Source organism: Pseudomonas sp. M2 (genome assembly GCF_015751845.1).
Classification (GTDB): domain Bacteria; phylum Pseudomonadota; class Gammaproteobacteria; order Pseudomonadales; family Pseudomonadaceae; genus Aquipseudomonas; species Aquipseudomonas putida_E.
In genome coordinates, this window is the sequence record NZ_JADOUD010000001.1 from 5,680,044 (window position 1) to 5,694,296 (window position 14,253).

Below are 14,253 nucleotides of genomic sequence, written 5' to 3' on the forward strand. Positions count from 1 at the left end.
TTTGATTCGGAGCTAGGCAATGAGCAACGAAAAGTACGAAAAAGGCCTGCAGATCCGTACGCAGGTGCTGGGCGAGGACTACGTCAACCGCTCGATCCAGAACGCCGACGACTTCACCAAGCCTTTGCAGGAGCTTGTCACCGAGTACTGCTGGGGCCATGTCTGGGGCCGCGATGGCTTGTCGCTCAAAGAGCGCAGCATGATAAACTTGGCCATGATTTCCGCGCTCAACCGGCCCCACGAGCTCAAGCTGCATATTCGCGGCGCCTTGCGTAATGGCCTGAGCCGTGAACAGATTCGCGAGATCCTGCTCCAGGTCGGCATTTATTGCGGCGTGCCCGCGGCGGTGGACAGTTTCCGCCTGGCCCGCGAGGCGTTCGCCGAAGCCGATGCGGAGTCAACCCGTTAACAACGGGCTGTTCGAACCACTGCAGGGAGCACCTCGGTTCGGGGTGTTCCGCGATGTTGGCGAAACAGCCTCATAAAGAGCGCACCTGATGAAACGCCAGCCACTCGACGACAGCTTCAAGGTCAACCGCAACCCCGTAACACTGCGTGAAATCGTGCTCGACAAACTGCGCGGCGCGATCATGAATTTCCACCTGCTCCCGGGCGATCGCCTGGTCGAGCGCGACCTCTGCGACCGCCTCGGCGTCAGCCGTACCTCGGTGCGTGAAGCCCTGCGTCACCTGGAGTCCGAAGGCCTGGTGGAATTCGCCGATGCCAAGGGCCCACGCGTGGCCATCATCACCCTGGAAGACGCCCGCGATATCTACGAGCTGCGCTGTGTACTCGAAGGCCTGATCGTGCAGCTGTTCACCCTCAATGCCAAAGCCAAGGACATCCGGGCCCTGGAGCGGGCGCTGGAGGTCAACCGCGAGGCACTCGAGGAAGGCGAGTTGCAACAGGTGCTGGACTCGGTGCAAGGCTTTTACGAAGTGCTGCTCGAAGGCTCCGGCAACCAGGTCGCAGCGCAACAGCTGCGCCAGCTGCAGGCCCGCATCAGCTACCTGCGCGCCACCTCGGTGTCGCAGCAAAACCGCCGTGGCGCCAGCAACCTTGAAATGGAAAAAATCGTCGACGCCATCAAGAGTGGCGACCCGCTGGTCGCCCACCAGGCCTCGGTCGATCATGTGCGGGCCGCCGCCAAGGTGGCGCTGGACTACCTGCGCCAGAAGCAGGACGACAACACCAAGGTGCGCGACATGGTCGAGCCTTTGGCCCTCAAGGAACCCCGTATAGAACCCCGCATAGGCCGCTGACCATGCCCAACGCCCCGCGCTACTGCCCGCACTGCACCACAGAACTGGCCCGGGGCGTTCCCGACGGCGACACCCACGAGCGCCTGCACTGTACCGGGTGCGGCTATGTCCACTACATCAACCCGAAGATCATCGCCGGCTGCATCATCGAGCGCGATGGCAAGTACCTGCTGTGCCAGCGGGCGATCCCGCCCCGCCCAGGCACCTGGACATTGCCGGCCGGGTTCATGGAGGCCGGCGAAACCACCGAGCAGGCAGCGCTGCGTGAGGTGTGGGAGGAAAGCGGTGTGCGTGCCGAAATCGTCTCGCCCTACTCGATCTTCAGCGTGCCGAAAATCAGCGAGGTGTACATCATCTTTCGCGCCATCGCTACCGAGGAAACCGGGCAGTACGGGCCCGAGACGCTGACCTACACGTTCTTCGAACCCGACCAGATCCCTTGGGAAGAGATCTACTACCCGGCGATACGGCAGATTCTCGAGCGTTACATCCTCGAGCGGCAGGCTGGGGTGTACGGGATCTACATGGGCAATGACGACACCGGCAAGGTGCACTTCATTCGTTGAGCCTGCTGCGGCCTCATCACCGGTGCAGGCTGCATAAAGCCCTCGCCAATCCGCTATTCTCGGTGCACCCTTATCATCCCCGGCAGAAGGATGGGCAGAGCACACATGGCTAAATGGCTGGACGGCGGCGGGCTGATGGCCGAACGCATTCGCAATCACGACTGGAGCACCACCTCCCTGGGCCCGATCGAGACCTGGCCTGACGTACTCAAGACCACCGTGGCCCTGTGCCTGGCCTCGCGCTTTCCTCAGGCAATTCTCTGGGGGCAAGACCTGCTCACCCTGCACAACGACGCATTCCTGCCAATTCTTGGCAAAAAACCGCAAGCGTTGGGCAAGCCGTTTCGCGAAGTATGGCAGGAAGCCTGGGCCGACATCGAGGCCATGGCCGAACGCGCCTTGGGCGGTGAAGCCGTCTATATCGAGGACTTCCCGCTGACCATCGACCGCAACGGTGGCCCGGAGTGCGCTTACTTCACCTTTTGCTACAGCCCTATCCGCGACCAGAACGGCGAAGTGGTGGGCATGCTCGACACAGTCACCGAAACGACCGCCAGCGTGGTCACCAACCAGCGGCTGGCGTTTCTGGACGACCTGGGCCGGGCGGTGGCCAATGCCACCGACTCGGACCGGGTAATGACCATCACCACCGGCATGCTGGTCGAGCACCTGCAGCTGTCCAGCTGTGCGTACGCCGTGATGGATGCAGACCAAGATGGCTTCACCATCTGCGGCGACTCTGTAGCACCCGGCTCGCCACGGTTGGTGGGCCACTACCGCCTGGGCGACTTTGGCCGCCTGGCGGTCAGCCGGCTGCACAATGGCCTGCCGCTGGTTATAACCGACAACCTGAGCGAACTGCCCAGTGAGGAAGCCGCCACCTTTCAGGCCATTGGCATTACCGCAACCATCTGCATGCCATTGATCAAGGCAGGCAGACTCACCGCGCTGATGGCCATCCACGACAAGGCGCCACGGCGGTGGTCGCCTTACGAGCAGGCGCTGATCGGAGAAGTGACGGAACGTTGCTGGGCGCATATTCAGCGGGTCCAGGCCCATGCCGAAGTGCGCGAGGCGCTGGCCGCACTGGAATCGCTCAACGCCAGCCTGGAACACCGGGTCGAAGAACGCACCGCTCAGCTGTTGCACACCGAAGCGGTCCTGCGCCAGGCACAGAAGCTCGAAGCCATCGGCCAACTGACCGGTGGCGTGGCCCATGACTTCAACAATCTGCTGACGATCATTCGCTCGTCACTGCACTTCCTGCAGCGGCCGAACCTCGACGAAAGCCGTCGCGAACGCTATCTCAAGACCATGACCGACACGGTCGACCGCGGCGCCAAGCTGACCGGCCAGCTGCTGGCCTTCGCCCGTCGTCAGGCATTGAGCCCACAAGTACTCGACGCCGGATCGCGCCTGCAGGCCATGGCCGACATGCTTGATGCCGCTACGGGCGCGCGGGTCCAGGTAAAACTGGAGTTGCCATCGACGCCATGCCACATCCGCGCCGACCTCAGCCAACTGGAAACCGCAGTGATCAACCTGATGCTCAACGGCCGTGATGCCATGGCTGGCGAAGGCACCTTGCACCTGCGCCTGCTGCCCAACCAAAGCATGTCTGGCCTGCGCGATCATCAAGAGCACCCAGGGCCGTTTGCCGCCATCTCGGTGGTGGACAGCGGTGTCGGCATCGCCGCCGAGTTGCTCGACCGTATCTTCGACCCGTTCTTCACCACCAAGGCGCCCGGCGAAGGCACAGGGCTTGGACTGTCGCAGGTGTTCGGCTTCGCCAAGCAATCAGGGGGCGATGTAGAGGTAGCCAGCATCCAGGGCCAAGGGACCACCTTTACGCTGTACCTACCACAAGTGGAACAGCCTGCCGAGCAGGCCAATGCGGCCGCAGAGGCCAGCCAACCGCTGGTGAGTGGCGCGCGGCGAAGAATATTGGTGGTGGAGGACGACCCGGACCTGGGCACTTTCACCGCACAGATCCTCGAAGACCACGGCTACCGGATCAGCTGGGTGAACTCTGCGGAAGAGGCCTTGAGGGAATTGGACGGCGCGGCGGAAGATTTCGATGCGGTATTTTCCGATGTGATGATGCCCGGCATGGGCGGCTTGGCCCTGGCCCGCGAGCTACGCCGCCAGCGCCCGCAATTGCCTGTGATCCTCACCTCCGGCTACAGCGACGCGATTGCCGAAGGCGGCCATGAGGGGTTCACATTCCTGGCAAAGCCCTATTCGGCAGAGCAGGTATGCCTGCTGCTTGGGAAGGTGCTGGGGCCCTGATGGCTGTCAAGGCTTGCCGGTAAGCAAGCGCGCCACACTCTGCGCCAGTTCTGCGCGCCGGTACGGCTTGCGCAACACCTCGAAGCCCTTGAGTTCGCGCGGTGTCAGGTTGGCGTAGCCGGTAATGATCAGCACTGGCAGGTCAGCCTGACGCTCGCGCATCCGTTGAGCGAACCGCACCCCGGTCATATCAGCCATGACATGATCGGTCACCAGAACATCCGGCCACCAGCCCTTCTCCACCAGCTGCAACGCTGCAGCGGCACTGGCGGCTTCGGTCACCTGATAACCCAGTTCACGCAACTGCAGCGCTGTGGCATGGCGCACGATCTCCTCGTCGTCCACCAGCAGCACCCGAAGTGCACCGTCGGCAAGCGGCACCTCGGCCATTTCACTGTCACGACACACCGCAGCCACATCGCTGCTCGGCAGCCATAACGTGGCAACGGTACCCTCCCCTTGCTGCGAGCGTATCTGGAAGCCGCCACCAGACTGTACGGCCAGCCCCTGGACCATCGGCAGGCCAAGACCAGTGCCCTTTCCCACGCCTTTGGTGGAATAGAACGGTTCGACGCAGCGGCGCAACTGATCTTCGTCCATGCCACTGCCACTGTCGCGAACCTGCAGCCACACCAGCGTCCCTTCAGTGAGGCCCGCAGGCCTTGGGGGCCCGTCGGCCTCAAGCCCTGCGCAGATCCTCAAGGTGCCACCGTCGCCCATGGCGTCGCGGGCGTTGACCGCAAGGTTGAGCAGCGCCAGTTCCAGTTGATGGGGGTCTACGAGGACTGCAGGCAGGGCTGGGTCAATCTGTACCTGCACGGCAACTGTCGGCCCCAGTGATCGGGCCAGCAGCTCGTGCATGTCCTCTACCAGAGCGGCCAACGACACGGCCTGCGGCTTGAGCGTTTGTCGGCGGGCAAAGCTGAGCAACCGCCCGACCAGATTGCGCGCACGCTCGGCAGCCTGCAGCCCCCCGTCGATCAGGCGCGGGGCACGTTCGGCGTGCGGCTGCCGGCGCAGCAACTCAAAAGAGGCGATGATAGGCGTGAGCATGTTGTTCAAGTCATGGGCAATACCGCCAGTCAACTGCCCGATCATTTCCAGCTTGTGCGCTTCGTGCAACTGCAGCATCGCCGCCTCACGCTGGGCGAGTGCCGCCGTGACGCGCTCCTCCAGGCTGTCGTTGAGCAGGTGCAGGGCGCGTTCTGCGCGGGCATGGGTAATGGCCGCCCAGCCTTGCTTGGCGGTTTCCGCCACCAACTGGCATTCCTCTTCAAGGCACTGGCGCGGGCTATGAAAGTGCACGCCAAGCATGGCCTCCAGGCGACCGCCACGCAGCACCGGTACATGCAGCGTGGAACATAGGCCGCTCAGGGGTGACGTTGCGCTGTCATGCGCTTGCTGCACCACCTGCCCTGCCGCCAACTGCTCATGCAGCGATGCGCCGTAAGTCGCATAGTGGTGTTGGCCGACGAGCGATGGCACGCCCTCAGCCCAATCGTGCGCGACCTTGAAACCTGCGCCATCGCCCTGATCTTCGCCAAAACAGACTTGCGCCGCCCCCAGGTGCTCGGCCAGGCGGCTCACCACATAGGCTTCGATGCGGTCTGCTTCGCCCAGCCCGGGCAACGTGCGGCCCAACTCCAGCAAGAACGCCTGGTTCTGCTGGAGGCGCACCCGCTCGGTGGTCTCGGTGACCAGGCACAACACGCCGCCGACAGTACCATCGGCCTCACGCACCGCGGAATAAGACACATCGAAGTACACCGTCTCGCCCAATCCGTGGCGTTCTATATAAAAGGGGCGATCCTTAGCCGCGAAGGTCTGGCCAGTCTCACGCACACCGCGCAGCAACGGCTCGAGGTCATGCCACAGTTCGCGCCAGTACTCCTTGCCTGGACGCCCCAGTGCGTGGGGATGCTTGCTGCCAATGGTCGGCGCATAGGCGTCATTGTAAAGCGCAGCAAAGGCCTCACCCCAGAACAGCACGAACTGCGCCTGGGCCGGCAGTAATGTGGCCATCACCGCCTGCAAGTGGGGCGACCATGCTTCAGGCGGGCCGAGCGGCGAGTCGCTCCAGTCCATCGTCTGCAGCAGTGTGCCGATGGCACCGCCATTGAGCAGGAAGTGTGGTAGCGGATTGGGGGTTTCGTGTCGTTGAAGCGGTTTCATGTCTGGGAAGTCCCGGGCATATTGCCATCCATCTGATGATAAGAGATGTGCAATAAACAGTTCGTTCCCAGGGATTCGCCGTTAATTACTCCCCCTCTGCCTGATTCAGAACTGGATGCTGTCGATGTAACTTAATGCACTTCAATCGGGCAGCTCGCACCAACACCGCACACCCGTTTGAACGCATACCTGCTCAAACCGGCCAAACCCGGGCCTCCCAGCCCGGTGGCCCGCTCCTTGCTACCACTCGCCCCTTAACCTTTTGTCAGCCTTAGGTTTTTTAAGGTTTATGGGCACATATTTACTAATTTCTCCTTCCCCCCGCACCCCGCATCATCGCTCCAACAAGAACGCGTCGCCCTTCGCCGGCACGCACCCGGGCAGCACCCGATGCCCAACCTTGCCTTGGAGTCAGTCATGACCAGTGCAGCCAATTCGGCACCCCTCATAGAAAAACACACGATCGGCTACGTGCCCCCGCAAGACCGCCATGGAAAGGTAAGGGATCTGTTCACGCTGTGGTTCGGCGGCAACATCGCGCCGCTGCCCATCGTCACCGGCGCGCTCGGCGTGCAGCTGTTTCACCTGAACCTGCTGTGGGGCATCGTCGCCATTCTGGTTGGCCACCTGGTCGGCGGAGTGCTGATGGCGCTGCACTCGGCCCAGGGCCCGCAAATGGGCATCCCGCAGATGATCCAGAGCCGCGCCCAGTTCGGCTCGCTCGGGGCACTCCTCGTGGTGGTGATCGCCGGCGTGATGTACATCGGCTTTTTCGCCTCCAACATCGTCCTGGCCGGCAAATCGCTGCATGGCGTGGTAGACAGCGTGCCGGTACCGGTAGGTATCGTCATCGGCGCGCTGGGCTCGGGGATCATCGGCATCATCGGCTATCGCTTCATCCACGTGCTCAACCGCATCGGCACCTGGGTACTGGGCATCGGCATCGTGATCGGTTTCGGCTACATCTTCACCCACGTGCAGAGCGACGATTTCCTCACCCGCGGGGGCTTCAACCTGGCCGGCTGGCTGGCCACCGTGTCGCTGGCGGCGCTGTGGCAGATCGCCTTTGCTCCCTACGTGTCGGACTATTCGCGTTACCTGCCGGCTGACGTGAAGGTGTCTTCCACCTTCTGGACCACCTACCTGGGGTCGGCGCTGGGCTCGAGCCTGTCGTTCATCTTTGGCGCCGTGGCGGTGCTGGCGATCCCCGCCGGCATGGACACCATGGACGCGGTCAAACTCGCCACCGGCACCCTCGGCCCGATCATGCTGGTGCTTTTCCTGCTCAGCGTGATCAGCCACAACGCCCTCAACCTCTATGGCGCAGTGCTGTCGATCATCACCCTGATCCAGACCTTCGCCTACCGCTGGATCCCCACAGCCAAGAGCCGTGCGGTACTGTCGCTGATCGTGCTGGCGGCCTGCTGCGTGGTGGCGGTGTTCGCCTCGGCGGACTTCATCGGCCACTTCGTCGACATGGTGCTGGTGTTGCTGGTGGTGCTGGTGCCGTGGACCGCGATCAACCTGATCGACTTCTACGTGATTCACAAGGGCGACTACGACATCCAGTCGATCTTCAAGGTCGATGGCGGTATCTACGGGCGCTACAACCCGCAGGCGCTGACCGCCTATGCAGTGGGTATCGTGGTGCAGATTCCGTTCATGAACACGCCGCTGTACGTGGGGCCGATCTCCGAGCACATCAACGGTGCCGACCTGTCCTGGCTGGTGGGCCTGCTGATCACTTCGCCGCTGTACTGGTGGCTGGCGAGCCGCGACAGTGCCTATCGCCGTCGCCAGACCAGTGCCAAGCTCGCGGCCGCAAGCTGATCAGGCAGATGCGCCAGGGCCTGGCGCAATGACAATCGCCTGGAAACGGGCGGTTGTGACAGCTCAGGGCGCCGCCAGCCACTGCCCGGTGATGCTGTCGTAGCTTCCGTTGGCTACGCTCAGGTGCAACCACTGATCGACGTAGGCCTTCCAGGCCACATCATCACGGGGCAGCAGGAAGGCCTTTTCGCTGTACTGCATGGCGCGTTCCGGGTTGACCGCACACAGCCCGGGTTTGAGCTTCTGCTGATAACGCGCTTCGCTGGCGTCGGTAATCATTACATCGGCCTTGCCAGACAGCAGCTCGTCAAAAATCGTCACGTTATCGTGCAGACGTATGCGCGCCTGGCCAAGATGCGCGCGTGCGAACGCCTCGTTGGTGCCGCCGGCGGGTTCGATCACCCTGACCTGGGGCTGGTTGATTTGCGCCACCGTCTGATAAAGCCGCACATCGGCGCAGCGTACCAGCGGGATCTTGCCGTCGACGCCCAGTGACTCACTGAAAAATGCCTTCCTCTGCCGTTCCAGTGACACTGAAATGCCGCCGACCGCAATGTCACAGCGTTGGCTCAGAAAGTCCGGCATCAGGGTTTTCCAGGTAGTGGGCACCCAATGGATGTTCACCTCGAGGCTCTTGGCCAGTGACTGAGCCATGGCAATGTCGATACCTTCATAGCTGCCGTCCGCGCGCAGGGACGAATAGGGCTTGTAGTCTCCAGTCGTACAGACCCTGAGCGTACCGCGCTGAAGGACCTCATCGAGGCGCGAAGCGGTGGGCGCGGCAATTGCGTTACCGGCCATGGCTGCCAATAGGCAGAAGGTCAAAGGAGCTTTCATGCGGTCGGGTCCTTGTGAGCATGGTCGCTGCCGCCATTGGTCTGGGCAGAGCGAGGGTTGGGAACGTCAATGGAAATTAGGGCCACCAGCCCTCTACTTTCCTGCTGCTGCTCCAGTAACCATATTCTGAATTCGATAACTCCACAGCCAGCTCGATAACATCTGAAGCACTTGCTTCTAGCGGATTATGCGAAAAATCCTATTAAAAATACATTTTTTAAGGGGAGCCTGCGCATTACATTGAACGAGAGTCAATGGATGTCCGCTCGCTTGGCTTGCTCAACCATCAGCACCCACCAAGCTGCGCTCGAAAGTAACCTCTCCGGCTCGCTGCTGAACAAAGCCACTGTTTGGGCAGAGCCTGTTGCTTACAGTATCTCGGCGGGTACTCTGGCTAGCGCCATTGAAAAATTCGCCGCTGCCAGTGACGTTGTTATCAGCTTCAGTGGTGAGGCGGTCACCGAAGGAAGGGCCGACTCGGCAGAGCCAGCCCTTTTCGTTACTTTAGAAGTTAAAGGTGTAACGCATGATCAATCGATTTTCATTAGCGCTATCCGCATAGGTCGATCGGTTCGTAGAGTTACGCCATTGGAACGAAACGCCCTTTGCAGGCCCACTCTGGATGACATAAGAGATGTCAGTGACCCGCTCCCATTCTTTGCCCTCGTCCCCGTTTAGACGCAGAGAAGCGGCTTGGCGGCTTGTCAGCAGAGTAGGATCAACATCATCCCCTTTCATGTACCTGGTGGTAAACAGCAAGCCAGGCACACCCAAAGCAGCGAAGTCAAAGTCATACCTCGCGAACCAGACGCGCTCGTTGGGGGCAGTGAATGTGCTGACCAGCGATTCGCCGAATAGGTAGCTATCTGTGCCGTTTACAAACGCAAATGGCGTGTCGCCCCAAGCCTTCTGGTAACCGCCACCGATGGTGTGCCCTTTAATGCTGTAGGCGAAATAGCTACTCAGCGTTCGGTTGTCCACCTCACCTAATTTTTTGGAGCCGGTTTCGCTAGCATCGAACAGGCGAACATCCGCGATCACATTGCCTTCCGAAACCGGCTGGATAACTTTAATCCCCGCGAAGTAGGATTTGTAGAGGTCTTCAAGCTCGGCGGCGTGCAAGCTGAATGTCATGTCCTTTGCTGGCTTGAAGTCCAATGCCATGTAGTTATAGTGATCAGCCTCAACCGGAGCATAGCCAGTAGCTGTGAGGGATTCGAAATCGGTGGAATTACGCTGCTTCACGGCGTTTACCCTGATAGCCGTTACCGTCAATTTATCGATATCGTTGACGGTCAAAGACCCCCCGCGAAAAACCTGAGGCAGTAGGCGACTATTATTGCTCCAGAGGAGAGGCATTAGAGGATTCACCCCTCCTACCCTCAACTCAGTCTTGCCTACCCTCGCTTTAGCGGTAGCCACAAATTTTCCGTACTCGTCTTCCACATTCCTGCCGGAATCGTAGGCAAGCAGCCCAGACCCCGTTCTGTCAGGGCTAGAGTCAAGCTTAACCCCCAACAAGCCCATGGCATCGATACCGAAACCCACCGGCCCTTCTGTGAAGCCAGACTGCAGGTTCAGAATAAAGCCTTGTGCCCACTCATCGCGCTTGGACTGCGCAGCTCCATCATTGCGAAAATCGCGATTGTAATAGAAATTTCGAAGCTCGAAATTGCCTTTGAAGTCGTCCACGAACGCGGCAGAAGCATAAGGCGCGACTAACAGTACTACCGAACAAACCAACGATTTTTGAGAAAAAACAGACATCACAGGCACCTTGTTATTGTTTTGTGCTTGAGCATGGATCATCGATAAACGACCCAAACAATTCCAACCCTACATAGAGTTATACCCGCCGACAGCTTGCTCATTAGAAGCCAATAGAGCAATTTCATCTCGGCTTCCAGCTATCCCCGGGAGAGTAACCCTTAAAACAATATCGTCTGCAGTTATTAGTAGATCCTCAGGAACCAGCCCGCAAGGACACTTGAATCGCACAAATCACACCTGACAAAGCTCGATCATGGCGAGTCCCGAGGATCGAATCTAGCCTACCTCCAGTACCGATATTTGTCCTTTCTGCTCAGGCCTAGCCCGCACATCCTTCCATGATGTAAAGGTGTGCTACTGAAGCGTCAAACCGGAGCTGAATGATGGATTGGTATTCTTCTGAGTAGTAAAAGTCTCGAGCCTTTTTCAAAGTTGAAAACTCAAGTAGAATCACCCTGGGCACTAAACGCTTGCCCTCGATGACTTCAGGAGAGTTAGTCGATATGAGGAAGTTGGCTTCCCAGCTTTCTAGGATCGGACGCACCTTCTCCATATACTCATGGTAAAAGACTTCATGGTCGTGAACGGTGAGCTCCGCAAAAAGGTAGCCCTTAGCACCCATACTAAAAACCTCGGGTATTTAGCAATCATAATTAAAAGTTTCTAAGCGGGGCAGTCCCTACCTATTTCGCCCCGCTTTGAACTCCTTATACCTAGACGCCTTCAGCAGCACCCTTTGGCAGGTGGGCCGGCGGGTCGCAAGCTACAGTGCCCATCTTGGCCGGCACAGACATTTCAAAAAGCTCCAAATCAGGCGAAATCGCTGTCTCGTTGTGCTTGAGCCCTGGTGGAATGAACAGTGACTCACCTGTGTTCACCCGGATGGTACGCCCGTCTTCGAACTGTAGATCGATCCATCCGCGCAGCGCATAGACAAAATGCACATCGCAGATGTGATAGTGCCAACCAGTCTCCTCCATCACATCCGTCGCACAAGTAACCTGAGCACGCGCCAATCCTCCAGTAGCATCAGTCAGCCCCAAGTCTCGGTATTTGAAAAAATGCCGACGTCCTGCGACAAATGGTGCATTCTCGGGAGTAGCGTGGGTAAGCTTCTGCAGCAGCTCGGCAACCTCATCAGGAATTCCTACCTGAGGAATTGAACTCGGATCAATATTGCTCATTACTTTCTCCTCACCTTTGACAGCCAGGGCTAACGCCCAATCATTTAAAAGATCCCCTGAACTAGAGCACTCACACCAGACCAAAACCGTAATAGAGAGCGATCACAAAAAACACAGCCAGCGTTTTGATAATTGTTATGCCGAAAATTTCGTGATACGACTGCTTGTGGGTCAATCCGGTAACAGCCAGCAAGGTGATAACCGCGCCATTATGGGGTAATGTGTCCATACCACCACTGGCCATAGATACTATTCGATGCATAACTTCTAAGGGTATAGCGGCGGCATTTGCAGCATTGGTTAACTGATCGCCCATCGCCGCGAGGGCGATACTTAAGCCTCCAGACGCAGAGCCAGTAATCCCAGCTAGTGTGCTTACAGAAACTGCGGCTTTGATCAACGGATCAGTGAGGTATTGCAAAGCACCACTCACAGCAACGAAGCCAGGCAAAATAGCAATGACACTGCCAAAGCCATATTCGGAGGCTGTGTTCAGTGCCGCCAAGGAAGCGCCAGATACCGCCTGCTTTGTGCTTGCGGCGAAGCGAGTGCTGACCTGTCTGAAAGCAACGATGCAGACGAACAAAATTCCACAGAGCAAAGCTCCCGCTACCGCCCAGATGGCCGCAACACTCGAAGTTTTCCCGGCTATCGTGCCTGTAGCGCCAGGGAACAGGCTGCTCTCCACTGTGAATGACGACTCAAACCAATGCGGTATGTAGGTGGACAACAGATAGTTGGTAACACCCACGATCAGCAGCGCGATGATGGCCAATGCAGGGCTTGGAAGGGATGCCAACTGAGTCCGTTCAGGCTCATTTATGTGTCCCTCGCCATAACCTTCACCTGTCTTCGTAACCGACTTGCGACGATACTCAAGGTAAAGGAGACCTATAGTGACAACGAACAGTGATCCGCATATACCTAGGATCGGTGCCGCCCACGAGGTTGTATTGAAGAATGTGGTTGGGATGATGTTTTGGATCTGTGGAGTACCTGGCATCGCATCCATGGTGAATGAGAATGAGCCAAGCGCAAGCGCTCCTGGCAGCAGCCGCTTAGGAATATTATTCTGCTTGTATAGCTCCGCTGCAAATGGGTATACGGCAAAAACGACCACGAAGACAGAAACACCTCCATAGGTCATCAAGCCGCATACAGCGACAATCACCAAATTCGCCTTTGACTTACCAAAATGACGAATAGCGGAGGAAACGATGGCCTCCGAGAAGCCGGAAATTTCGACTACCTTCCCGAAAACAGCACCCAGCAAGAAAATAGGGAGATACAACTTAACAAACGTAGCAACCTTCTCCACAAATACACCGGAGAAGACTGGCGCCACAGAAGATGGGTCAACCAGAAATACTGCTCCCATTGCTGCAACAGGAGCTACGAGTATTACACTGTAGCCTCGGTAGGCCATAACCATTAAGAACACTAAGGCAGCCAGTGCTATAAAAACGGACATTCAGTACCTCACTGCATTATTTTTATTGTACGGGTCACACTAGGCTTAAACGCCTAGGGGGATGCTCATCCCCCTAGCGTGCAGGGACTACCCCAGCTTGCCGGTTTTGGCAACACCGCTTGCGAGATAACCACCATCAACAGGAAGCAGAACACCGTTAATATAAGCTGCTGCATCAGATGCAAGGTACAAGACTGCTGAGGTCATTTCTTCCAGCATTCCAAGTCGTCCAGCTGGAATCATTGAGCTGTAAGCCTGGATGGTTTCAGGTGTATAGCTTTCCTGAGTGAGAGGCGTAAGCACCGGCCCGGGAGCAATGGCATTGCTGGAAATGCCGTGCGGCCCCAGCTCCATTGCGAGTTGACGGGTAAGGCCAGCCATGGCTGCCTTGGACGTCCCGTAAGCCGTTCGGCCAATACCTGCTCGCTCAGCACCTATCGACGCGATGTTGATGATTCTGCCGCAGCCGAGTGCGACCATGCTTTTTGCCGCTCGTTGTGCGCAAAGAAATGCCCCAGTGACGTTTACTGCCAAAACCTTTACGAACAGGTCAGCGGGGTAGTCAATGAAGCTGTGAAGACCTAATATGCCAGCACTGTTGACAAGAATATTCGTGCTTTCTCCGTACCAAGATTCCGCTAAGAAAAATGCTTTCTCTACAGATTCTGGATTAGATACATCAACGGAGATTGCCTTTGCTTGGTAGCCGCTATTACGAATAGCAGAAGCTACCTTTTCAGCGTTTTCCAGATTTACATCAGCAACTGCGATCTTAGCGCCTGCAGCAGCGAGCGCTACAGCCACAGACTCACCAATGCCAGACCCGGCGCCGGTAACAAACGCAGTTTTATTTTCAAAACCCATGACAGTCT

General features: G+C 58.2%; 12 protein-coding genes. 5 read left to right on the forward strand and 7 right to left on the reverse strand.

Translation table 11 applies throughout. From position 1 onward, the window contains the following. Positions 1-19: 19 nt before the first annotated feature. From IWW33_RS26270 to IWW33_RS26285, 4 genes are all read left to right on the forward strand, one after another. A complete protein-coding gene (locus tag IWW33_RS26270; RefSeq protein ID WP_012314144.1) occupies positions 20-409 on the forward strand; it encodes a carboxymuconolactone decarboxylase family protein in 390 nt (129 codons plus the stop codon). An 88-nt stretch (positions 410-497) separates the two neighbouring features. Further along, on the forward strand, positions 498-1,262 hold the full coding sequence (locus IWW33_RS26275) for a GntR family transcriptional regulator (RefSeq protein WP_012314143.1): 765 nt from the start codon (positions 498-500) through the stop codon (positions 1,260-1,262). A 2-nt stretch (positions 1,263-1,264) separates the two neighbouring features. Further along, entirely contained in the window at positions 1,265-1,828 is a 564-nt protein-coding gene (locus IWW33_RS26280) for an NUDIX hydrolase (protein WP_046785469.1), read from the forward strand. A gap of 105 nt (positions 1,829-1,933) precedes the next feature. Next, a complete protein-coding gene (locus tag IWW33_RS26285; protein ID WP_174141480.1) occupies positions 1,934-4,117 on the forward strand; it encodes a response regulator in 2,184 nt (727 codons plus the stop codon). Positions 4,118-4,123: 6 nt separating this feature from the next. On the opposite strand, the gene IWW33_RS26290 is transcribed toward IWW33_RS26285, so the two are convergent. After that, a complete protein-coding gene (locus IWW33_RS26290; protein ID WP_174141479.1) occupies positions 4,124-6,289 on the reverse strand; it encodes a response regulator in 2,166 nt (721 codons plus the stop codon). A gap of 417 nt (positions 6,290-6,706) precedes the next feature. Here IWW33_RS26290 and IWW33_RS26295 point away from each other — a divergent pair, with 417 nt between their 5' ends. After that, positions 6,707-8,119, forward strand: coding sequence for a cytosine permease (locus tag IWW33_RS26295; protein WP_119688918.1), 1,413 nt, complete (start codon positions 6,707-6,709; stop codon positions 8,117-8,119). Positions 8,120-8,182: 63 nt separating this feature from the next. On the opposite strand, the gene IWW33_RS26300 is transcribed toward IWW33_RS26295, so the two are convergent. The 6 genes from IWW33_RS26300 to IWW33_RS26325 form a co-directional block, all read right to left on the reverse strand. Then, complete coding sequence (locus IWW33_RS26300; RefSeq protein WP_119688917.1) at positions 8,183-8,956, reverse strand: transporter substrate-binding domain-containing protein; 774 nt, start codon at positions 8,954-8,956, stop codon at positions 8,183-8,185. Between the two features lie 504 nt (positions 8,957-9,460). Then, positions 9,461-10,723, reverse strand: coding sequence for an OprD family porin (locus IWW33_RS26305; protein ID WP_231386204.1), 1,263 nt, complete (start codon positions 10,721-10,723; stop codon positions 9,461-9,463). A gap of 322 nt (positions 10,724-11,045) precedes the next feature. Further along, complete coding sequence (locus IWW33_RS26310; RefSeq protein ID WP_119688915.1) at positions 11,046-11,348, reverse strand: DUF1330 domain-containing protein; 303 nt, start codon at positions 11,346-11,348, stop codon at positions 11,046-11,048. A 91-nt stretch (positions 11,349-11,439) separates the two neighbouring features. Further along, complete coding sequence (locus IWW33_RS26315) at positions 11,440-11,910, reverse strand: cupin domain-containing protein (protein ID WP_119688914.1); 471 nt, start codon at positions 11,908-11,910, stop codon at positions 11,440-11,442. 70 nt (positions 11,911-11,980) lie between these two features. Further along, entirely contained in the window at positions 11,981-13,381 is a 1,401-nt protein-coding gene (locus IWW33_RS26320) for a GntP family permease (RefSeq protein WP_119688913.1), read from the reverse strand. Between the two features lie 87 nt (positions 13,382-13,468). After that, on the reverse strand, positions 13,469-14,245 hold the full coding sequence (locus tag IWW33_RS26325) for an SDR family NAD(P)-dependent oxidoreductase (protein ID WP_119688912.1): 777 nt from the start codon (positions 14,243-14,245) through the stop codon (positions 13,469-13,471). Positions 14,246-14,253 lie beyond the last annotated feature (8 nt).

Bases quoted from the DNA above. Each gene is read 5' to 3' on its own strand.
- IWW33_RS26270 (WP_012314144.1), top strand. From the start codon at position 20: ATGAGCAACGAAAAGTACGAAAAAGGCCTGCAGATCCGTACGCAGGTG.
- IWW33_RS26275 (WP_012314143.1), top strand. From the start codon at position 498: ATGAAACGCCAGCCACTCGACGACAGCTTCAAGGTCAACCGCAACCCC.
- IWW33_RS26280 (WP_046785469.1), top strand. From the start codon at position 1,265: ATGCCCAACGCCCCGCGCTACTGCCCGCACTGCACCACAGAACTGGCC.
- IWW33_RS26285 (WP_174141480.1), top strand. From the start codon at position 1,934: ATGGCTAAATGGCTGGACGGCGGCGGGCTGATGGCCGAACGCATTCGC.
- IWW33_RS26290 (WP_174141479.1), bottom strand. From the start codon at position 6,289: ATGAAACCGCTTCAACGACACGAAACCCCCAATCCGCTACCACACTTC.
- IWW33_RS26295 (WP_119688918.1), top strand. From the start codon at position 6,707: ATGACCAGTGCAGCCAATTCGGCACCCCTCATAGAAAAACACACGATC.
- IWW33_RS26300 (WP_119688917.1), bottom strand. From the start codon at position 8,956: ATGAAAGCTCCTTTGACCTTCTGCCTATTGGCAGCCATGGCCGGTAAC.
- IWW33_RS26305 (WP_231386204.1), bottom strand. From the start codon at position 10,723: ATGTCTGTTTTTTCTCAAAAATCGTTGGTTTGTTCGGTAGTACTGTTA.
- IWW33_RS26310 (WP_119688915.1), bottom strand. From the start codon at position 11,348: ATGGGTGCTAAGGGCTACCTTTTTGCGGAGCTCACCGTTCACGACCAT.
- IWW33_RS26315 (WP_119688914.1), bottom strand. From the start codon at position 11,910: ATGAGCAATATTGATCCGAGTTCAATTCCTCAGGTAGGAATTCCTGAT.
- IWW33_RS26320 (WP_119688913.1), bottom strand. From the start codon at position 13,381: ATGTCCGTTTTTATAGCACTGGCTGCCTTAGTGTTCTTAATGGTTATG.
- IWW33_RS26325 (WP_119688912.1), bottom strand. From the start codon at position 14,245: ATGGGTTTTGAAAATAAAACTGCGTTTGTTACCGGCGCCGGGTCTGGC.